This window comes from Geothrix oryzae, assembly GCF_030295385.1.
GTDB lineage: Bacteria > Acidobacteriota > Holophagae > Holophagales > Holophagaceae > Geothrix > Geothrix oryzae.
In genome coordinates this window covers 1,071,530-1,090,525 of record NZ_AP027079.1, presented here as the reverse complement: position 1 = coordinate 1,090,525, position 18,996 = coordinate 1,071,530, and the positions used below count along the sequence as shown (strand labels likewise).

Annotated in this window: 15 protein-coding genes; 9 read left to right on the top strand and 6 right to left on the bottom strand. The window is 67.8% G+C overall.

Translation table 11 applies throughout. From position 1 onward, the window contains the following. Nucleotides 1-18: 18 nt before the first annotated feature. Nucleotides 19-1,470 carry a cysteine--tRNA ligase gene (gene cysS / locus QUD34_RS04965; RefSeq protein WP_286355496.1) on the top strand — a complete coding sequence of 484 codons (1,452 nt, stop codon included), beginning with the start codon at nucleotides 19-21 and terminating at the stop codon, nucleotides 1,468-1,470. A 67-nt stretch (nucleotides 1,471-1,537) separates the two neighbouring features. On the opposite strand, the gene QUD34_RS04960 is transcribed toward cysS, so the two are convergent. Next, nucleotides 1,538-2,467 carry a PstS family phosphate ABC transporter substrate-binding protein gene (locus QUD34_RS04960; protein WP_286355495.1) on the bottom strand — a complete coding sequence of 310 codons (930 nt, stop codon included), beginning with the start codon at nucleotides 2,465-2,467 and terminating at the stop codon, nucleotides 1,538-1,540. Between the two features lie 360 nt (nucleotides 2,468-2,827). Here QUD34_RS04960 and QUD34_RS04955 point away from each other — a divergent pair, with 360 nt between their 5' ends. Beyond that, on the top strand, nucleotides 2,828-3,184 hold the full coding sequence (locus tag QUD34_RS04955) for a cytochrome c3 family protein (protein ID WP_286355494.1): 357 nt from the start codon (nucleotides 2,828-2,830) through the stop codon (nucleotides 3,182-3,184). Between the two features lie 6 nt (nucleotides 3,185-3,190). On the opposite strand, the gene QUD34_RS04950 is transcribed toward QUD34_RS04955, so the two are convergent. Beyond that, on the bottom strand, nucleotides 3,191-4,192 hold the full coding sequence (locus QUD34_RS04950) for a glycosyltransferase family 9 protein (RefSeq protein WP_286355493.1): 1,002 nt from the start codon (nucleotides 4,190-4,192) through the stop codon (nucleotides 3,191-3,193). Nucleotides 4,193-4,471: 279 nt separating this feature from the next. Here QUD34_RS04950 and QUD34_RS04945 point away from each other — a divergent pair, with 279 nt between their 5' ends. From QUD34_RS04945 to QUD34_RS04925, 5 genes are all read left to right on the top strand, one after another. After that, nucleotides 4,472-5,293, top strand: a complete 822-nt coding sequence (locus QUD34_RS04945; protein WP_286355492.1) for a hypothetical protein — start codon at nucleotides 4,472-4,474, stop codon at nucleotides 5,291-5,293. Nucleotides 5,294-5,589: 296 nt separating this feature from the next. Further along, nucleotides 5,590-6,468, top strand: a complete 879-nt coding sequence (locus QUD34_RS04940) for a hypothetical protein (RefSeq protein WP_286355491.1) — start codon at nucleotides 5,590-5,592, stop codon at nucleotides 6,466-6,468. A gap of 26 nt (nucleotides 6,469-6,494) precedes the next feature. Continuing rightward, the gene (locus tag QUD34_RS04935; RefSeq protein WP_286355490.1) at nucleotides 6,495-8,810 is read left to right on the top strand and encodes a ribonuclease R family protein; all 2,316 of its coding nucleotides are present in this window, start codon (nucleotides 6,495-6,497) and stop codon (nucleotides 8,808-8,810) included. After that, complete coding sequence (gene ruvC, locus QUD34_RS04930) at nucleotides 8,807-9,322, top strand: crossover junction endodeoxyribonuclease RuvC (protein ID WP_286355489.1); 516 nt, start codon at nucleotides 8,807-8,809, stop codon at nucleotides 9,320-9,322. The genes QUD34_RS04935 and ruvC overlap by 4 nt, the downstream gene beginning before the upstream one ends. Before the next feature lie 166 nt (nucleotides 9,323-9,488). Next, entirely contained in the window at nucleotides 9,489-9,689 is a 201-nt protein-coding gene (locus QUD34_RS04925; protein WP_286355488.1) for a hypothetical protein, read from the top strand. A gap of 62 nt (nucleotides 9,690-9,751) precedes the next feature. Here QUD34_RS04925 and QUD34_RS04920 read toward each other — a convergent pair whose 3' ends face one another. The 4 genes from QUD34_RS04920 to QUD34_RS04905 all read right to left on the bottom strand — a co-directional run bounded on the left by QUD34_RS04920 (nucleotide 9,752) and on the right by QUD34_RS04905 (nucleotide 16,023). Continuing rightward, a complete protein-coding gene (locus tag QUD34_RS04920) occupies nucleotides 9,752-11,497 on the bottom strand; it encodes a M56 family metallopeptidase (protein WP_286355487.1) in 1,746 nt (581 codons plus the stop codon). Then, entirely contained in the window at nucleotides 11,494-11,868 is a 375-nt protein-coding gene (locus QUD34_RS04915; protein ID WP_286355486.1) for a BlaI/MecI/CopY family transcriptional regulator, read from the bottom strand. The genes QUD34_RS04920 and QUD34_RS04915 overlap by 4 nt, the downstream gene beginning before the upstream one ends. A 300-nt stretch (nucleotides 11,869-12,168) precedes the next feature. After that, nucleotides 12,169-13,896 carry an NAD-dependent malic enzyme gene (locus QUD34_RS04910; protein WP_286355485.1) on the bottom strand — a complete coding sequence of 576 codons (1,728 nt, stop codon included), beginning with the start codon at nucleotides 13,894-13,896 and terminating at the stop codon, nucleotides 12,169-12,171. A gap of 132 nt (nucleotides 13,897-14,028) precedes the next feature. Next, nucleotides 14,029-16,023: a thioredoxin domain-containing protein gene (locus QUD34_RS04905; protein WP_286355484.1), complete on the bottom strand. Its 1,995-nt coding sequence runs from the start codon at nucleotides 16,021-16,023 to the stop codon at nucleotides 14,029-14,031. A gap of 104 nt (nucleotides 16,024-16,127) precedes the next feature. On the opposite strand from QUD34_RS04905, the gene ffh reads away from it, so the two are divergent. Together ffh and QUD34_RS04895 are read left to right on the top strand one after the other, a co-directional pair. After that, nucleotides 16,128-17,486 (top strand): signal recognition particle protein, encoded by a 1,359-nt coding sequence (gene ffh, locus QUD34_RS04900; protein ID WP_286355483.1) that lies wholly within the window; start codon nucleotides 16,128-16,130, stop codon nucleotides 17,484-17,486. Between the two features lie 59 nt (nucleotides 17,487-17,545). Continuing rightward, entirely contained in the window at nucleotides 17,546-18,973 is a 1,428-nt protein-coding gene (locus QUD34_RS04895; protein WP_286355482.1) for a hypothetical protein, read from the top strand. The last annotated feature ends 23 nt before the right edge of the window (nucleotides 18,974-18,996 follow it).

Here is an 18,996-nt window from a genome sequence, read left to right as displayed (position 1 = left end):
TGATGGTTACCTAGAACCATGAAGAAGATGCGTCGGCAGATCTCCCTGTTCAATACCCTGACACGAAGGATCGAGCCCGTGGTGCCCGTGGTGCCCGGCACGGTCTCTTTGTATACCTGCGGGCCCACCGTCTACAACTTCGCCCACATCGGGAACCTGAGGACCTTCCTGTTCCAGGATCTCCTCAAGCGGACCTTCCAGGCCGCAGGGCACGAAGTCCGGCACTGCATGAACATCACGGATGTCGAGGACAAGATCATCCGGGATTCCCAAGGCGCCCTGCCCGCCGACGCCTCCAACGAAGCCCGGCATGAGGCCATGAGGGCCCTCACGGATCGCTTCACCGGGATCTTCCTCGAGGACCTGGAGACCCTCCAAGTCCAGAAGGCGGATTTCCTCCCCCGGGCTACGGCCTACATCCCGCAGATGATCGGGCTGGTGCAGGCCCTCGAGGCCAAGGGCCTGGCCTACCCCAGGGAAGGCAGCGTCTACTACCGCATCGCCGGACTGCCCCAGTACGGCTGCCTGGCCCACCTGGACCGCGAGGGCATGCAGGCGGGCGCCTCCGTGGACGCCGACGAATACGAGCGCGACTCCGTCACCGACTTCGTGCTGTGGAAGGCGGCCAAGTCCGGCGAACCCTGGTGGGACAGCCCCTGGGGCCCCGGGCGGCCGGGCTGGCACATCGAGTGCTCGGCCATGGGCCTGGAGCTGCTGGGCGAGCGCGTGGACATCCACAGCGGTGGGGTGGACCTCATCTTCCCCCACCACGAGAACGAGATCGCCCAGAGCGAAGGCTGCCTCGGGCACCGCTGGGTCAACCACTGGGTCCACGGCGAGTTCCTCATGGTCGAGGGCCAGAAGATGGCCAAGAGCCTGGGGAACTTCTTCACCCTGCGCGACCTCGTGGCCAAGGGCGTGGACCCCATCGCCCTGCGCTATGCCATCCAGAGCAACCACTACCGCAAGGTGCTGAACTTCAGCTTCGAGGGCCTGCGGGCCGCGGAAAACTCCCTCAAGCGCATCCGGGCCTTCCGCAAGCGCATGGAAGGCGAAGGCCAGCCCGGAGGCGGCCCCTGGGCCGAGGCCATCGAGCCTGCGACCCGCCTGGGTCAGGCCCGCGAACAGTTCTGGGCGGCCATGGCCGATGACCTCAATACCCCCGAGGCCCTGGCGGCCATCTTCACCCTCATCAGCGACCTCAATGCCCACGACGACCATGCGGCCCTCGGCCGGGAGGAGCGCGACGCCGTGCTGGCCTTCCTGGACGAGACCGATGCCATCTTCGCCGCCTGGCCCCATGAGGAGGCCAGCCTGGATGCCGAGGTCGAGGCCCTCATCGAGGCCCGCCGCGCCGCCAAGGCCGCGAAGAACTGGCCCGAAGCCGACCGCGTCCGCGACCAGCTCAAGGCCCTGGGCATCGTCCTCGAGGACCGCAAGGACGGCACCGTGGGCTGGCGCCGGGGTTGAAGGCGGTCTTCCCACCAGCGAAACGGCCCCGGGATCGGGGCCGTTTCGGGCTGGGGCTCCCGCCCCTCTAGCGGCTGAGGCGCCGGAGGGCGATGGTGATGAATTCCGGCGGGCCGGGCAGCAGGCCCGTATCCGCGACGGCATTCTGCCCTTCCTGGGTGAGCAGGAAGTGGATGATCTCGTTGGTGACGGGCGGCAGGGGCTTGCCGGGCTCCCGATTCAGGTAGGCGTAATAGAGGCGGGGCATGGGATACCGACTCGTGGTCACATTCTCCTGGGTCGGAAGCCGGGCGTCCTCCCCGCGGTAGGGCACCACGGGCAGCACCTTGTTGGCGAAATACCAGGACGCCATGGTGGCGATGGCAATGCCGCTCTGATCGGTCATCACCGCCTCGGCCAGCGAGGAGGCATCGTTGCGGTCCAGGATTCCAGGGCGGAATTCACCGTTGAGCAGGACCTTCTCGGCGATCGAGACCCGGGTGGCCGTCCCCGCTTCCCGGGTATAGGCATGGATGGGCAGCTTGGCCCACTCGCCCTTGAGCCCCAGGTCCCCCCACACCACCGCAGGGGCCTTGGCGCCCCCCTGCCGGTTGGCGGAATAGATGGCATCCAGCTGCTCCATACTGATGGAGGTGATCGGGTTGTTCTTGTTGACGAACACGATATTGGAATCCAGACAGATCGGGATGCGCATGGGCATGTAGCCGAACTTCGTCTGGAACGCCTTGGTCTCATCCGGGGTGAACTCCCGGGCCGTGATGATCAGCAGGGAGGTTCCCGCGGCGAATTCCTTCGCCGCATCCTTGGTGAGCTTGGGGCGGAAGATCAAGTTGGATTCGGGATGGAATTTCTTGAAACTGGCGGCCCACTCTTCTCCAAGGTCGGCAAGCGCATCCGTGCCAATGAGATCAACGGGGCCCTTCACCGCGGCCGCCGGCTGGTAGCGGGGAATGGAGGTGGGCACCTTCGCCCGGGTCTGGGCCGACTGGGCCTGCAAGAATCCGAAGCAGGACATCCCGGCCGCTAGGATCAGGTTCGATGCCAGGTGGATGCGGTTCGTTCCCATAGGGATCCCTCGATCAGGTATTGAGAATGGTCGGAGCCTGCACGCTTTCCGATCCTCTGAACTTGCGATGGAGCAGATGGAAGAGAAGGGTGCAACATAAATGCCCTATAGGTCATAATATCTATCCACCCCCAGGCCGCCTGCCCCCACCGCTGAAAGGTGACCTGGATCACTTGGACCTCTGAAAAGACCAATCCACCTTCATCTCCGCTGTCCCGAAAAGCGATCCCTCGGATGATGGGATCCCCTTTTCGAATGGCTCTCGCATCCAGCGACCCCAAGGGATCTGCCATGACGCGCACCCGCCTCTTCGCCACCCTCCTCCTCGGATGCCTCTGGGCCTCGGCCACGCTGGCCCAGGAGGTCAAGACGCACAAGCTCACGCCCCTCCATACCAAGGCGGGCGTCCACTGCTTCGACTGCCACAAGGAGGAGAAGCCCACCAAGAAGGCCGTGGCCTCAGAGTCATGCATGGCCTGCCACGGGGACTATCCGGCCATGAAGGCCCTGACGAAGGATGCCAAGCCCAATCCCCACGATTCCCACGAGGGTGAGATCGCCTGCACCGAGTGCCACCGGCAGCATGTGCCCCCCGTGGTGAAGTGTCTCGAATGCCATGAGGGCAAGTTCAAATTCAATATGAAGTAGGGATGCTCAATCGCAGTGCGGCCTGGGGCTGGGCACGATCGCCGCGGCCACCTGGTCCGGCGACAGTTCCTCCAGGCATTGCCGCCGCTGGCAGGCCCGTTCGCGGCAGGGCGAGCAGCTGATGCCCGTGCGGAGGATCTGCCCCGCGCCCGCCGGCAACCCCGCCACCACCGGATCGCTGGAGCCGTAGAGGCCCAGGGCCGGGACGCCGAGCACCACCGCCAGGTGCAGCAGCCCGGTGTCAGGCGCCACCACCTGATCCGCCTGGCGCAATGCCGACGCCAGCTGCCAGAACCCCAGGCGCGGCAGGGCGGGCACGCCCGTGGCCTCCGGTAGCCAGTCGCGCAGTTCCTCCTCCTCGGGCCCCAGCGACCAGCGCAGGTCGCAGCGGTCCTTCAGCAGGCGGGCCAGGGTGACCCAATGGCGCAGGGGCCAGCGTTTGATGGCGCCGCGGCGGGAGGCGCCGGGCACCAGCACCAGGCGGGGTTTTGAAGCTTGCGCCCAGATGGCCCCGGGATCCGGCAGTTCCACCCGCTCCAGGACCGGCCGGAAGCGCCCAAGGCCCGGGATGCCCCGGCTCCGGCCGAAGGCCTCCGCCAACCCCAGCGCCTGGTCGTAGCGGGTCTGGTGCCGGAAGGCCAACGGGCGGGTCTGGAGGGAACCCGCGAACTCCTTGGTGACCCCGTCGCCCCAGCGCTCAGGCACGGCGGCGAGCCTCGGGATCAGCGCCGCCTTGAGGATGCCGTGGAAATCCAGGCTGACCTCGGCGTCTCCGATGAGACCCGCCACCCGCTTCAGTTCCGCCAGGGCCACCAGCGGGTTCGACAGCCGCTTCCGCCGCACCAGCACAGGCTCCAGCCAGGGCAGGGGCTCCAGGAGGAAGGCATGGCGATCCTCCACCACGGCCCTGAGCCGAGCCTCCGGAAAGGCTTCGCGCAGGTTCGCCCAGGCGGGCAGGACGCGGAGGATGTCGCCGAGGGCGGAGAGGCGGAGCAGAACCAGATCCATCCCTCCATCCTATTTCGTTACGCTGGAGGCATGAGCATGAAGCAGGAGCGAAGTGCCACTTTGGCGGAGCCGAAGCCCGCAGGGCGCGGCACAGGGGGTGCCGCGTGAGGCCGCAGCAGGAGCGGAGGGCCACTTTGGCGCAGCAGGAGCGGAGGGCCACTTTGGCGAAGCCGAAGCCCGTAGGGCGCGGCACAGGAGGTGCCGCGTGAGGCCACAGCAGGAGCGGAGGGCCACTTTGGCGAAGCCGAAGCCCGTAGGGCGCGGCACAGGAGGCGCCGCGTGAAGCCCTTCGCCAAGGACCAATCCAAGAACCCCCCGCCCACGAATTGGCTTGATCGCCTGTTGCGCAGGTTCTCCCGCATCGCCTATGGGCTGGCGGTCCTACTGATGTACACCCTGGCATCCACCGCGCTGGGCTTGGCCCTGGCCCCGGCCCTGTGGATCTGGCCCTTCTTCCACCGCTGGTCGGCGGGGCTCCCGGGGCCCCTGCCCTGGATCCTGTCCGGGTTCGCCCTGGCCCTCTGCTTCTTCTTGTTCGGCCTCGCCCTGCTGGTGGTGATCCCCTTCTATAACTGGGCGCTACCCACCCGGGTGAAGCCCTTCAAAGGCGGCTACTACACCCTGCATGCCCTGCCCTGGTTCCTCCACAACGGGCTCTTCTACCTCGTGCGCTTCACCTTCCTGCCCTTCGTCACCCTCACGCCCTTCGGTGTCTGGTTCCTCAAGGCCATGGGCATGAAGATCGGCCGCCATGCCTTCATCAACACCGAGTACATCAGCGATCCCCAGCTCATCACCGTGGGCGACGACGCGGCCCTCGGCGGCAGCGTGCGCATCTTCGCCCACTACGGGGGCGGCGGGAATCTCGTCATCGCCCCCGTGGTGGTGGGCCATCGGGCCACCTTGGGCCTCGCCTGCTGCGTCATGGGGGATGTGATCATCGGAGACGACGCCACGATCCTCCCGGAGAGCGTGGTGCTGCCGGGCAGCCGGGTCGGGGCCGGGGAGACCTGGGGCGGCGTCCCCGCGCGAAGGATCGACCGCGAGGAAATGGACCGTATCAAGGCCGAGATCCGAGGCATGTCTGAAGCCCTGGGGTGACGCCGCCTACGGTCTCTGATGCTCACCCTCGCCGGGTCCCGGCTCCGCAGGCTCCCCCGGAGCCTGCTCTGCCACCCGGCGGGGTTCGCGGGGCAGCGTCCCCGCGCGAAGGATCGACCGCGAGGAAATGGACCGCATCAAGGCCGAGATCCGAGGCATGTCCGAAGCCCTGGGGTGACAACGGTTATCGCGGGCTTTGGCGGGGACGGAACGCGGGGCTAGGCAACGCCCGGCGATCCCGGGACAATGGCGGTTTCCCCCTGGGGTCGCCCCCCTTCTCATCTCAGGTTCAGCTGATGCGCAGATTCGCTCTTATCCCCACCCTTCTCGTTCCTGCGGCCCTGGTGGCCCAGGCGCCGGCCCCTTCCCTGGGAGACCGCGTGAAGGCCGAGCGGCCCGCCGTGGACAAGCTCCTGGCCGAGCTGAAGTTCCCCGAGGCCCAGAAGCGGGCCGAGGCCCTGCTTCCCGCCGAGAAGCCCGTCTTCGACAAGACCAACAACCAGACCATGGTGCAGAGCTGTGCCACCTACATGGACCTGGGTCAGGCCTACCGCATGGCGCTGGAGACCGCGGACGCGGCCGGTGCCTGGGAGAAGGCCCTGGAGTACGCGAAGGCGGCCAAGGCCCTGAGCCTCGAGAGCTACGCGGCCGTGAAGGAACCCTTCACCCAGACCGTGACCTACTACACCGCCTCCGGCGTCCGCGCCAAGCAGGTGCTTGAGGAGAACGCCGATCGCATCAAGGAACTGAAGGCCATGACCACCCTCGATCCGGGCCAGCGCCAGGAGCTGGACCTGGCCCTCGGCGTGGAGAAGGAAGTCGGCGACAGCGCCAAGTGGGTGAAGTTCTTCCAGACCTACCTGGATGTCACCAAGCGCGAATCCGAAGCCTTCGATCCCCTGGTCACCATCATGGAGAAGAAGCTCCAGGGCGAGCAGGACCAGATCAACGAATACAAGGGCGGCAAAGGCGACAAGACGAAGTGGGTCGAGGCCGTCGTGTCCAGCCCCGCCTACCTCGAGGCCCAGGGCGACAAGGCCGGCAAGGCGCGTTTCCTGTACCGTCTCGCGACCCTGGATCCCGAGAGCAAGAAGGTCCAGCACCAGCTGGACATCCTGAACGGCAGGGCCGCGGCCGCCGCGCCCAAGGCCACCAAGAAGGGAAAGAAGGGCTGATCCCTTCCGGGGCTGTACCCTGAGGCATGGCCCGCCGTTCCGCCCCCCGCATCCCCGTCCGCGCCCCGTCGCGCACTCCTGACCGACGGGAGTCCCCTGGAACGCCCAGGTCCCAGGCTTCACGGCCCCAGGGCCCGGCGCTCCGGCCGTACGAAAGCTTCGAAGCCGCCTTCATCGGCCATCCCGAGGGCACCGGCGGATTCCTGAGGATCCCCGGCATGCCCAAGGGTCCGGGCACGGACCTGCTGGTGGACTGGCGGGATGCCCACGGCGCCATCCACGGAGACCGCGTGGTGGCCGAGGTGAGCGGCGAAGGCTGGGACGGACGCCTCAAGGCCCGGATCCTGGAGATCAAGGGCCGCGGCGAAGTCCCCCTGCCCGGAACCCTGCAGAAGCAGCCCTGGGGCTGGAGGGTGGTGCCCCTCGAACCGCGGATCTCCCAGATCATCGCCGTCCCGCCGACGGACCTTGCCGAAGATGGCGAGCTCGTCAGCGTGAAGCTCGACCCTGACCCCGAGGCCAAGCAGCTGCGCGGCACCGTGGTGGCGCGGCTCGGGAAGAAGACCGACCTGAAGATCGAGAACCGCCTCACGGCGGCCCTGTTCAACCTCCGCACGGCCTTCCCCGATGCCGTCATGAAGGAATTGGCCCCCTTCCCCACCAGCATTCCGGCCGAGTGGATCCGCGGAAGGGAGGATCTCCGCGAGGTGCTGACCTGCACCGTGGATCCGCCCACCGCGAAGGATTTCGACGACGCCATCAGCCTGGAGGCCCTGTCCAGATCCGAGGGCGGCGGCTGGCTGCTGGGCGTGCACATCGCCGATGTGAGCCACTATGTCGCGGAGGGCGGTCCGCTGGACGAGGAGGCCCGCCTGCGCGGCACCTCGGTCTATTTCCCGGACGAAGCCATCCCCATGATCCCGGACCGCCTCAGCGGCGACCTCTGCAGCCTGCGCGAAGGCGTGGACCGGCTCACCATGACGGCCTGGATGACGATCTCGCCCGACCTCGAGGTCGTGGAGACACGGCTGTCGGAAAGCGTCATCCGCAGCGCGAAGCGCCTCACCTACGACGAGGTGAAGGAGGCCTGCATCGACCTGTCGACCCGCAAGCGGGCCGAGCTGGGCGAAGCCCTCTGCGCCCACCTGGACGAGGCCCTGGTGCTCTCCCGGCGCCTGACCCAGGTGCGCCTGGAACGCGGAGCCATGAACCTGGATTCCGAAGAGGCGGAGTTCATCTTCGACGAGGAGGGTCGTCCCGTGGACGCCCGGCGCTATCCCCGCCATGACGCCCACCGCATGATCGAGGAGTTCATGCTGCTGGCGAACGAAACGGTGGCGCGCTTCTTCACCCGCAAGAAGATTCCCTCCATCTACCGCATCCACGACGAACCCGATCCGCTGAAGCTGGAGATCTTCGCCGAAGTGGCCCGCGCCTTCGGGCTCCTCAAACCCAAGGAAGTGCCCACGCCGGAGCACCTCAACGCCATGCTCGACAAGATCCGGGGCGGGCCGCTGGAGGCCATGATCAACAACCTGCTGCTCCGCAGCCTCAAGAAGGCCGAGTACAGCGTCGACAACATCGGCCACTCGGGCCTGGCGCTCCAGGACTACCTGCACTTCACCAGCCCGATCCGGCGCTACCCCGACCTCATCGTGCACCGCCTGCTGAAGAAGATCCTGCGGGGCGAGCGGCTGCCCGAGAGCCTCCACAGCCACCTGGCCGTGCTGGCCAAGGGGGCCAGCGATGCGGAACAGAAGGCGACCGAGGCCGAGCGCGAGAACGACAAGTGGAAGGCCTGCCTGCTCATGAAGTCCCGTATCGGCCAGCGCTTCCGGGGCCGCATCCAGGGTTTCTCCGCCAAGGTGGTGTTCATCACGCTGGAATCGCCCTTCGTGGAGGCCGGCGTCCCCCTGGCGGCCCTGGGCGGGAACTTCTGGGTGGATGAGCATCGGATGAAGGCCACGGGGCTTCGAGGCACCGTGGTGCTCTCCATCGGCGATGCGGTGGAGGTCGAGATCACCACCGTGGACGAGGATCTCCGCCGCATCAGCGCCTGGCTCACGGAAGCGAAGGCCCAGGATGCGCACGGCAAGGGCTGCGTCTTCGTCCCCACGCTGGCCGCGCCGGCCGTGCTGCGCGAAGGGGACCTGGAACAGCCCCGCCGGAAGGGCGCCTCCCGGACACGGGAAACACGCCCGCCGCGCGAGACCGCATCCAAGGGGCGTCCACCCAAGAAGGCCCGCGTGGCCAGCGGCAAGGTCAAGGAAGCCAGGCCCAAGGCACCCAAGGGGAGCGTACGGGGGAGCGCACGGGGCGGGGCCAAGCGGAAGGGCCGATGATCGTCGCCCCGTCGCCCGTGCGCTGTCTGGGCGTGGATCCGGGCTCCCTGGCCTGCGGCTGGGCCGTGGTGGAGCGCTTCGGCTCGCGGATGTCCCTGGTGGAGGCCGGCGTCATCCGCAATCCTCGGGGCGCGGATTTCGACCAACGGGCCCTGCACATCCATGAACGGCTGGCGGAGGCCATCGCCGCCCACCACCCCGGCTTCATGGCCGTGGAGTCCCCCTTCGTGGAGAAGAACGCCGCCACCGCCCTGAAGCTGGGCCAGATCCGCGGGGGGATCCTCCTCACGGCGGCCCTGCACGGGCTGCCCGTGGGCGACTACAACCCCATGCAGGTGAAGAAGGCCGTCAGCGGCTACGGCTGGGCGGACAAGAGCCAGGTGGGGAAAATGGTGATGACCCTGCTGAACTTGAAGGAGCCCCTGGCCGCCGATGCGGCGGATGCGGCCGCCGTGGCCATCGGTCATCTCCTGGCGACCCGGGGTCTGCCGGCAGCTCCGGGACGGGCCTGACCGGGTCTATAACGACCTGAATGTCATGTTTTTCAAGGCCTTCGGAAATTGTCATGCACTTCATGACAAAAAACTTCGTAACTCATGACATTTCTTGTGATGTCCATCACTAGCCTAAGTCATCCGCAATGACGATCATGATGTCCAGGAAGCACACGGAGCCGCCATGCACATGGACACTGCCGCCCGACAGCACAACCCAGCCTTCTGGACCACCGCCGAGCGGCTGCACGAAGTCTTCAACCAGCTTGAGCACCAGATGAGCAGCTCGCCGCGCGGTCTGGCCGTGCTCCGCCAGGTCCAGGCCCTCGAAGCCGAACTCGAAGCCGAAGTGATGCACCGCAGCCGTCGCATCGCCGCGGCCTGATCGTTTCCTCTCGATGCAGAAGGGCCCGGCGACGCCGGGCCCTTCTGCGTACCGGCCGGAGATCACGGCTTCGGCGGTTCCATCCGGAAGCTGAAGGTCTTCCAGGGGGCGTCCAGCAGGACGCGGGTTTCGCCCTTCCAGCTGAAATCCGGGTTCTCGCTACGAATCAAAAGACTGCCGCCGGCCTGGGAGGCATCGAACACGACATTGGGCCTGGATTCAGACCATGGGGTGGAAACCTTCGACTCCTCCGAGGCCCTCGTGCCGATGTGAACGCTCGCCAGGGCCTTGGTGCCTTCCGACGGCAGGATGTTCAGGACCAAGTTCCCCCGGCCGCTGATTCGAAGATAGAGGGTCCTCTGTCCCCCAAAGCCTCGGATCACGCCCCGCACCTCCCCATCCGCCAGCGGCGTCTCAGGCTGCACGGCCTTGGCGGCCAGCACATCCATCACCAGGGCGCGGTAGCGGGTCGCCTCGTCCGTGATGCGCCCTTCCTCCAGGGCCCTTTCACCACAGTTGTAGGCCGCCACGGCCTTCGCGACATCCCCCTGGTAGCGGTCCAGGAGAAAGCGCAGGTAATTCGCCCCCGCCGCCATGACCTGGGCGGGATCGTTCAGGTCCTTCGCACCGTAGGTCCGGGCGGTGTCGGGCATGACCTGGAGCAGGCCCAGGGCCCCCAGCGGGCTTTTGGCCGCTGAATTGAAGCCGCTCTCCACCCAGGCCATGCTGCGGAGCAGCTGGGGATCCACGCCTACGCGGATCGCAAGGGCATCGAGCTGGGCCACCACCTCGGCCGGGGCTCCGATGGGAGGCGTCGCCGGGGCGGCCGCCCGCAGGACCACCACCGCGCAGGGGATCAGAAGGAGGCTGAGAAGCCCCCCATGGAAGCCCGTGACGGGCCTGGGCGTGAGCAGCCGTTCGATGCGCGTGAGCAAATGTCCTCCTCGGGCCGCGAGGGCCGGGAACAGCGGGGATGGAAGGGCGGGCTGGAGGTCGTCCAGCGCATTGAGGGCCAGGGCCAGGCGCCGCGGATCGCCGAGGCTCCGGGCCGCCAGGTCGTCGGCGAGTTCCTCGCGTTCGGCCCGGATCCGGGCCGAAAGCCACCAGACGGCGGGATGGAAGAAGAGCAGCGTCTCGGCGAGGCCCTGAAGCAGGTTGCCGAGGTAGTCCAGGCGGTGCACATGGGCCAGCTCATGGGCCAGGAGCGCCTCCAGATAGGCCGGGGGCAGGCTGGTGAGCAGGGCTGCCGGAACCAGCACCACGGGCTTCCAGAGGCCGAGGGCCATGGGCGTGTCGCCCCGCCTCGTCAGGAGCAGGCGGACGGGGCGCCGCAGGCCCATCCGTTCGGCCAGCGCCTCCACCACGCCCTGCCATTCGCGGGGGGCCGGGATTCCCTCCCGTCTCCAGCGCAGGCTGAGCGCGAAGCCCCCACCCAGGCGCACGGCCATGAGGCCGGCCCCCAGCGCCCACAGCGCCACCAGTACCGGCAGCCGGGGCTGAAGGGCCGCTTCCAGGCGGGTCAGCAGCGGAGGGGCCGCGGCCATCGTTGAAGCACGGTGGACGGTGGGCGTCTCCAGGATCTGAAGCTCCCTGACGCCCTGCCCCGGCCCGCTCGGCGCGGGGCGATGGAACCGCCAGGCCGTGCCCGCCGGCATCGCCAGGCAGAGGAACAGGACCAGGCCATTCAAGGCATGCCGCGAACGGCCCCGCAGGAAGAGGCCGCCGGCCGCCGCCAGCAGCACCAGCAGGCAGCCCTGCCAGAGCGAATGGACGAGGGACCAGCCCAGGATCTGGATGATGGCGGTCATCGTTCCTCCCCTCCCAGCATTTCCCGGATGCGGTTCTTTTCTTCGGGGCTGACGGATCCGGAGCGGAGGGCCGCGAGCACTAGCGCCGCGGCCGATCCGCCGAACAGCCGCTCGGTCAGGTCCGCCACCAGACCGCCTTCCGTGGCCGCCCGGCTCTGGGCAGGCGCATAGACATGGCTCCGCTGACTCTCGTCCCGGGTCACCAGGCCCTTCTCCAGCATCACCTGGAACATCCGCAGCACGCCGGTGTAGGCGTAATCCTCCCGGCGGCTCAGGTAGGCATGGACCTCCTTGACCGTGGCCGGGCCCAGCTCCCACAGGATGCGCAGGAGCTTGAGCTCCACTTCAGTCGGCTTGACGGGACGCTTCATGGGACCTCTTACACAAGATGGTGTAGACAATTTTGTGTAGATTCTTCCCGCTGTCAATCCAGAAACAAACCAGACGGGACCAGGAATGCCGGGCAGGCCCCGGTTGGCCCGGCCGAATCAGGGCGCAGGCCTCCCGGAGCATGGAAAGGGCACCCCGAAGGGTGCCCAGGAGTCTCGGCCGAATGGATCGTTGGCCGGAAGGGGCTGGCGAAAACGGTCGCCCCGAGGGAGGAAAGAGAGTCTCTTCCCGCCCCCAGGCTAGGCCGTGGCTGCAACCTCTCAAGGGGAAAAGAGGCCGTTCTAGTTCCGGGCGATGGCTCCGGGCCGGTAGGCGGTGTAGTGCGGCTCCCACTGGGCTTTGGTGAGGATGGCTTCGAGCTGGTCATCGTCCAGCAGGCGCCCCAGGCCCGCATGGCGAGCCTCGATGCTCACGGCCTTGGCCACGGCGAGCGACACCTTCCGGATGTCCTTCATTTCCGGCAGCAGCAGGCCCGTGGCCTCCTGGTCGGGGGTCACGAAGGCGCTGATGGCCTTGCTGGCCGCGAGGAACATGCCGTCCGTGATCCGCGAGGCCTTGCATACCAGGGCCCCCAGGCCCACGCCGGGGAAGATGTACATGTTGTTGCACTGGGAGGTCTGGAGCATCCGGCCATTCCAGTCCACCGGCGCGAAGGGGCTGCCCGTGGCCACCAGGCCCTTGCCGTTCGTGGCCTTCCACACGGCCTCGGGCGAGCACTCGCACTTGTGGGTGGGGTTCGACAGGGCCAGCACGATGGGGCGTTCCGAGTGCTTGGCGGTCTCCGCCAGGATGGCCTCACTGAAGAGATTCGACTGGGCCGTGACGCCGATGAGCACGGAGGGATGGGCGTTGCGCACCACATCCTGAAGGCCGATGCGGGAGGGATCGTCCAACTGCCAGCCCTCCACCGCGGAGCGGCACTGGGCCAGCGGCATCTGCGGCCCTTCCAGCAGCGGGTCGCCCTCAATGAGCAGGCCCTGCATGTCCACCGCGAAGATCCGCTGGCGGGCCTCCGCATCGGAGAGCCCCTCCTCCTTGAGCGCCGCGCGGATGTTCATAGCGATGCCCGTCCCGGCCTGGCCCATGCCCACGATCACATAGCGCTCGTCCTGGAAGCGGCTCTTCTTGATCCGCATGGCCGTCATCAGCGCCGCGAGCGCCGTGGAGCCCGTGCCCTGGATGTCGTCGTTGAAGGAGAGGATGCGCTCACGGTAGCGGTCGAGGTTCTTGAAGGCCGTCTGCTTGGCGAAGTCCTCCCACTGCAGCAGAGCCCCGGGGAAGTTGCGCTTCACGCCCAGGACGAACTTCTCCACCAGCTCTTCGTACTCCGCCCCCCGGAGGCGGGGCTTGCGGATGCCCAGGTAGAGCGGATCCTCCAGCAGGCGGGGGTTGTTGGTGCCCACATCCAGGGTGACGGGCAGGCAGACGCCGGGGTGTACGCCGCCCGCGGCCACATAGAGGCTCACCTTGCCCACGGGGATGCCCATGCCGTCCGAACCCAGGTCGCCCAGGCCCAGGATGCGCTCGCCATCCGTCACGACGATGAGGTTCACCTGCGGCTGGGAGAGTCCCTGGAAGATCTGGTCGATGTTCCCGATGTTTTCAGGCGTGATGTAGATGCCCCGGTAGCGCCGCTGGATGTGGCTCAGCTGGAGGCAGGCCTGGCCCACGGTGGGGGTGTAGATGATGGGCACCATCTCGTCCAGGTGATCCATCAGCAGCCGGTAGAACAGCACCTCGTTCCGGTCCTGGAGGCCCGTGAGGTAGATGTAGCGCTCCAGGTCGTCAGTCTTGCGCTGGAAGGCTTCGTAGGTACGGTCCAGCTGGGAATCCAGGGTCGAGATGCCGGGCCGGAGCATGCCGTCGAGCCCCAGGCTCAGGCGCTCTTCCTTGGTGAAGGCCGAGGCCTTGTTCAGATGGGGGTCATTCAGGACCTGGCGGCCCCGGACCAAGACCTCGTAGTATTCCTCGCCCGTCAGCGGGTCGATCTTGAAACCGAAGGTCTTCATGGCAGCCCCTTATGCGTGATCGCTGCGCCGCTTGCCGGCGCCAGGCGGGCACCGGGTTCCGCGGATTTCCGCGCGAAGGGACCCAGTGTAGCGGCCCTGTCGCGGGGTCAGGATCACAACCCCTGCAACCACTCACCTCAGCAGCGTGGCCAGCTCCAGGGGCGTCGTGACGGGTACCGCGCAGGTCTGTCCGCGGCACACGAAGGCGAGCGCCGTTCCTTCCGGGAAGCCCCGGTCCTCGTGGAGGGGCAGCAATTGATCCGACGAAGCCGAGATCACCCGGCCGGGAAGATGGCGGCGGTGGACTTCCGCCAGAAGGGCCTGCACGGAGTCGCTGGCCGGATCTCCGGACACGGCCACCTCCAGGGCTTCCCGCAGGGCCAGGTCCAGGGCGCCCAGCAGGCCCAGGAAGGCCCTGGGGGCCCGCGCCAGCCAGGGACCGAAGCAGCGGAAGACGCCCTCGGCCGCCAGGCGAAAATCCTCGCGCTGCAGGTGCCGCGACAACCGCAGGAAGGCCCGGGCGGCCAGGGTGTTGCCGCTGGGCACGGCGTTGTCGAAGCCCGGCTTCTGCCGGAAGATCAGGTCGGCCTGGCCTTCTTCGGTGCTGAAGAAACCGCCTTCCGCAGGATCCTGGAAGCGGGCCAGCAGTTCTTCGGCCAGGGCCTCCGCCCAGCGCAGCCAGGCCGGATCGAAGCCGGCTTCATAGAGATCCACCAGACCCTCCACCACGGCGGCGCCGTCTTCCAGGAAGCCGGGCGTGTGCGCCCGTCCCTGGCGCCACACCCGCAGCAGGCGGCCCTCCCGCCAGAGTTCCCGGCGCAGGAAGGCGGCGCAGGCCTGGGCCGCCTCCAGGTACCGGGGATCGCCCAGCACCTGGAAACCCCGGGCCAGCGCCGACAGGGCGAGGCCATTCCAGGAGGCCAGGATCTTGTCGTCCTTGCCCGGTCGCACCCGGCGGTCCCGCCAGAGCCGCAGCCCTTCCCGCAGGGCCCGATCCTCGTCCTCGGGAAGGTCGTCCGTCTTGGCCCGGGAGAAGCGATGCACCACGCTCCGGCCATGCTCGAAGGTCCCGGCCTCCGTGATGCCATAGGCCGCGCAGAACCGCGCGCCATCCTCCGGCCCCAGCGCCTCGCGCACCTCCGCCGGCGTGAAGGCGTAGAACTTCCCCTCCTCGCCCTCGCTGTCCGCATCCTCGCTGGAGTGGAAGCCCCCGCTGGGATCGCGCAGGTCCCGCAGCAGGTAGTCCAGGGTCTCCCGGGCCACCTGGCCGTAGCGGGCCTCGCCGGTGGCCTGGAAGGCCGAGAGGTAGCAGGCGGCCAGCTGGGCATTGTCGTAGAGCATCTTCTCGAAGTGGGGCACCAGCCACTGGCCGTCCACGCTGTAGCGGGCGAAGCCGCCGCCCAGGTGGTCGTACATGCCGCCTTCCCACATGGCGTCCAGCGTGCGGAGCGCCATGGCCTGATCCGCCGCGGTGCCCCGCGCCAGGATCAGCTCCACGGCCATGTGCTGGGGGAACTTCGGGGCCGGGCCGAAACCGCCCCAGCGGGCGTCGAAGCCCTGCCGGAGCTGGGCGAGCGCCGCCTCGATCACCTCGTCGCCAGGCCGGTGCGCCCCGGCCTCGACGGCGGCTTGGCGTTGCAGTTCCCCGGCCAGGCTGCGGGCCTGGGTCAGCACACCCGGGCGGTCCTCCCGCCAGGCCTCGGCAATGCGGGTGAGCAGCGGGATAAAGCCCGGCATGCCCCCGCGCGATTCCGGCGGGAAGTAGGTGCCGCCATAGAAGGGCTCCAGCTCTGGCGTGAGCCAGACGCTCATGGGCCAGCCGCCCCGGCCCGTGAGCGTCTGCACGGCGTCCATGTAGAGGTCGTCCAGGTCCGGCCGCTCCTCCCGGTCCACCTTGATGCTCACGAAGTTCGCGTTCAGCACCTCGGCCACGGCCGGGTTCTCGAAGCTCTCCCGCTCCATGACATGACACCAGTGACAGGCGCTGTAGCCGATGCTGAGGAAGATCGGTTTCTGTTCACCCCGGGCCCGCGCCAGGGCCTCTTCGCCCCAGGGAAACCAGTCGACGGGGTTGTGGGCGTGCTGGAGGAGATAGGGGCTCAGGCTTTCGGAAAGGCGGTTGGGCATAATCCCGACTCCTTTTGTCAGGATTATGCCCCAGGATCCCTTTTCCAACAGGGGAAAGTGCATCCCGCCCGGTACAATGACCGTTTGGTCCATGCCGGGGTCCCATGTTCGACAGCCTCACCCAGAAACTCAGCCAGGCCATGAAGGCCCTCCGGGGCCAGTCCAAGCTGACGGAAGCCAACCTCGAAGCCGTGCTGCGCGAAGTGCGCATGGCCCTCCTGGAAGCCGATGTCCATGTGAGCGTGGCCCGCACCTTCCTCCAGCGGGTGAAGGAGAAGGCCCTCGGCGCCGAGGTCATGCAGGGCCTCAACCCCACCCAGGCCTTCATCGACATCGTCCACCGGGAACTGGTGGAGATCATGGGCGGCCAGGCGCCGGAACACCCCATAGCCTTCGCCGCCAAGCCGCCGACGGTGGTGATGATGGTGGGCCTGCAGGGTGCGGGCAAGACCACCACCTGCGGCAAGCTGGCGGTCTTCCTCAAGAAGCTGGGCCGGTCCCCCCTGCTGGTGCCCGCGGATGTCTACCGCCCTGCAGCCATCGAGCAGCTGCATGTGGTGGCCAAGGATGCCGGCGTCCCCTCCTTCCGCACCGAGGAGAAGGATCCCGTGGCCATCTGCGCCGCGGCCCTGGCCGAAGCGAGGCTGAAGGGCTGGGACACGGTCATCCTCGACACCGCGGGCCGCCTGCATCTCGACGAAACCCTGATGGAGGAGCTGGCCCGCATCAAGACGGCCACCTCGCCCGACGAGATCTTCTTCGTGGCCGATGCCATGACGGGCCAGGACGCCGTCCGCAGCGCCACAGCCTTCCACGAGAAGCTGGGCATCACGGGCGTGGTGCTCACCAAGACCGATGGCGACACCCGTGGCGGCGCGGCCTTCAGCATCAAGCAGGCCACGGGCCAGCCCCTGAAGTTCGTGGGTGAGGGCGAGAAGCTGGAGGACTTCCAGCGCTTCCATCCCGACCGCATGGCCCAGCGCATCCTGGGCATGGGCGATGTCCTCAGCCTCATCGAGCACGCCAAGGACAAGCTCGACGAGAAGGAAGCGGAGGTCATGGCCAAGCGCCTGGCCAAGAACCAGTTCACGCTGGAGGACATGCGCAAGCAGTTCCAGCAGGTCCAGAAGCTGGGCTCCATGAACAAGATCCTTGGCATGCTGCCGGGCCTGGGGCAGATGAAGGAGCAGCTGGCGAGCGTGGCCACGGACAAGCGCATCAAGCACTTGGAGGCCATCATCAACTCCATGACGCCCGCCGAGCGCGCCAACCACAACCTGCTGGACGGCAAGCGCAAGCGCCGCATCGCCTCGGGCAGCGGCCGGCCCGTGAGCGAGATCAACCAGCTCATCAAGCAGTTCGTGGAGACGAAGAAGATGATGGGCCAGATGAACGATCCCAAGTTCATGGCCCGCATGCAGCGCATGGCCAAGATGGGCGGCGGGCCCAACCTGCCCTTCTAGTGGCCTCCCTCCGCCCAGGCCCCCGTTCGACCAGGACCTGGCTGTTCCTGGTGGTGCTGTTGGGCCTGCTGCTGGGCGGTCTGGCGCTCTGGCGCGCGAAGACGGGCAGCCGGAAGGTGCTGCGGGTGCTCATCATCGCCCCCTCTTCCGGCCAGGCCGACCTGGACCCCGGCCTCGAAACGCTGATGGCCGATCACCTCGAGGTGCTGGCGGGCGCCGCGGTCACCCATCTCGCGGCAGTCCCCGATCCGGCCATCCTCCGGCAGATGCCGGGAGGCGTGCTGCTGTTTCGCTTCCAGGCCCGCCGGGAGAACCAGCAGTTGGCCCTAACCTCCGCCTGGACCACCGCGGCCCAGCTGCTGGCCGGCCAATCGTGGGCCGTGGAATCACTCCCCCCACTCGACCCCAGGGAGGCCCTGGACACCTGGATCCAGCACTGGCCCCTGAAGGCCTCCCAGCGCTTCCGCGCGGACCTGCTGCCCAGGTCCCCGGACCACTTCTGGTCCCTGCTGCAGGCCATGTCCATCCGCAATGACCAGGAAGCCACGGACCACCTGCCCGCCTCACGGCGGCTGGTGGAGGACGAGCCGCAGTGCGCCACGGCCTGGGCCACCCTGGGCGACCACCTCTACCGCAGCCTGTGGGTGAATCCCGAACAGGCGGGCATCGGCCTCAACTCCTTTACCCACAAAGCCTTCCAACGAGCCGTGGCCCTGGTTCCGGGGCACCCCCGGGCCACCTTCCTCTGGTCCCTCATGCTCACCGATACCGGGAACCAGAGCCTCGCCCTGGGCGTCCTGCGGGAGGCCGTGCTGCTCCGACCGAACACCCCGGACCTCTACCAGGGCTTCGCATATGCCGGCCGCACGGCGGGCCTCCTGGCCGGGGCAAGCTCGGCGCTGGCGCAACGGAAGGCCCTGCTGTCCCCCCTGGGCGGAGCTTCCGCCTGGACCGTCGGAACGACCAACCTCTACCTCGGCAACTGGACAACCTTCGAACAGGAACTGCAGGAGGCCCGCGCCGTCCGCACCGAACCCGACATCCTGTTCTATCAGGGCTACCTCGCCCTGCTGAAGGGCGATCGCCAGGGTGCCCTCCTCCACATGAAGGCCGGCAGCGAGCTGAAAGGCGCGGGGCCCTTCCAGAATCTCTGCGGGGTCTACCGCGCCCTCCTGGAGGGCCGCACGGAGCAGGGGCTGGCCCAGCTCCGGCTCATCGACGACATCCGTGGCAAGGTGCGGATCCCCGATGGGGAGCTGACCTTCAAGCAGGCGGAGGCCTACGCGCTCCTGGGCGATGCCGACCGGGCCATGGACTGCGCCACGCGGGCCTTCGTCCAGGGCTTCAGCTGCGCCCGCTGGTTCGAGAACTCGCCCTTCCTGGAACGCATGCGGACCCACCCCCGCTGGCCCATGCTCCGGCGCAACATCCGCGAACGGCAGGCCGTGCTGGAGGGGAGCTTTCCGGTCTCGGCCTTCGGCCCCTGAATTTGCGCTTGGGCAGGACGCCT

Coding starts and splice junctions, on each gene's coding strand:
- cysS (WP_286355496.1), top strand. CDS start 19: ATGAAGAAGATGCGTCGGCAGATCTCCCTGTTCAATACCCTGACACGA.
- QUD34_RS04955 (WP_286355494.1), top strand. CDS start 2,828: ATGACGCGCACCCGCCTCTTCGCCACCCTCCTCCTCGGATGCCTCTGG.
- QUD34_RS04950 (WP_286355493.1), bottom strand. CDS start 4,192: ATGGATCTGGTTCTGCTCCGCCTCTCCGCCCTCGGCGACATCCTCCGC.
- QUD34_RS04940 (WP_286355491.1), top strand. CDS start 5,590: ATGCGCAGATTCGCTCTTATCCCCACCCTTCTCGTTCCTGCGGCCCTG.
- QUD34_RS04935 (WP_286355490.1), top strand. CDS start 6,495: ATGGCCCGCCGTTCCGCCCCCCGCATCCCCGTCCGCGCCCCGTCGCGC.
- ruvC (WP_286355489.1), top strand. CDS start 8,807: ATGATCGTCGCCCCGTCGCCCGTGCGCTGTCTGGGCGTGGATCCGGGC.
- QUD34_RS04925 (WP_286355488.1), top strand. CDS start 9,489: ATGCACATGGACACTGCCGCCCGACAGCACAACCCAGCCTTCTGGACC.
- QUD34_RS04920 (WP_286355487.1), bottom strand. CDS start 11,497: ATGACCGCCATCATCCAGATCCTGGGCTGGTCCCTCGTCCATTCGCTC.
- QUD34_RS04915 (WP_286355486.1), bottom strand. CDS start 11,868: ATGAAGCGTCCCGTCAAGCCGACTGAAGTGGAGCTCAAGCTCCTGCGC.
- QUD34_RS04910 (WP_286355485.1), bottom strand. CDS start 13,896: ATGAAGACCTTCGGTTTCAAGATCGACCCGCTGACGGGCGAGGAATAC.
- QUD34_RS04905 (WP_286355484.1), bottom strand. CDS start 16,023: ATGCCCAACCGCCTTTCCGAAAGCCTGAGCCCCTATCTCCTCCAGCAC.
- ffh (WP_286355483.1), top strand. CDS start 16,128: ATGTTCGACAGCCTCACCCAGAAACTCAGCCAGGCCATGAAGGCCCTC.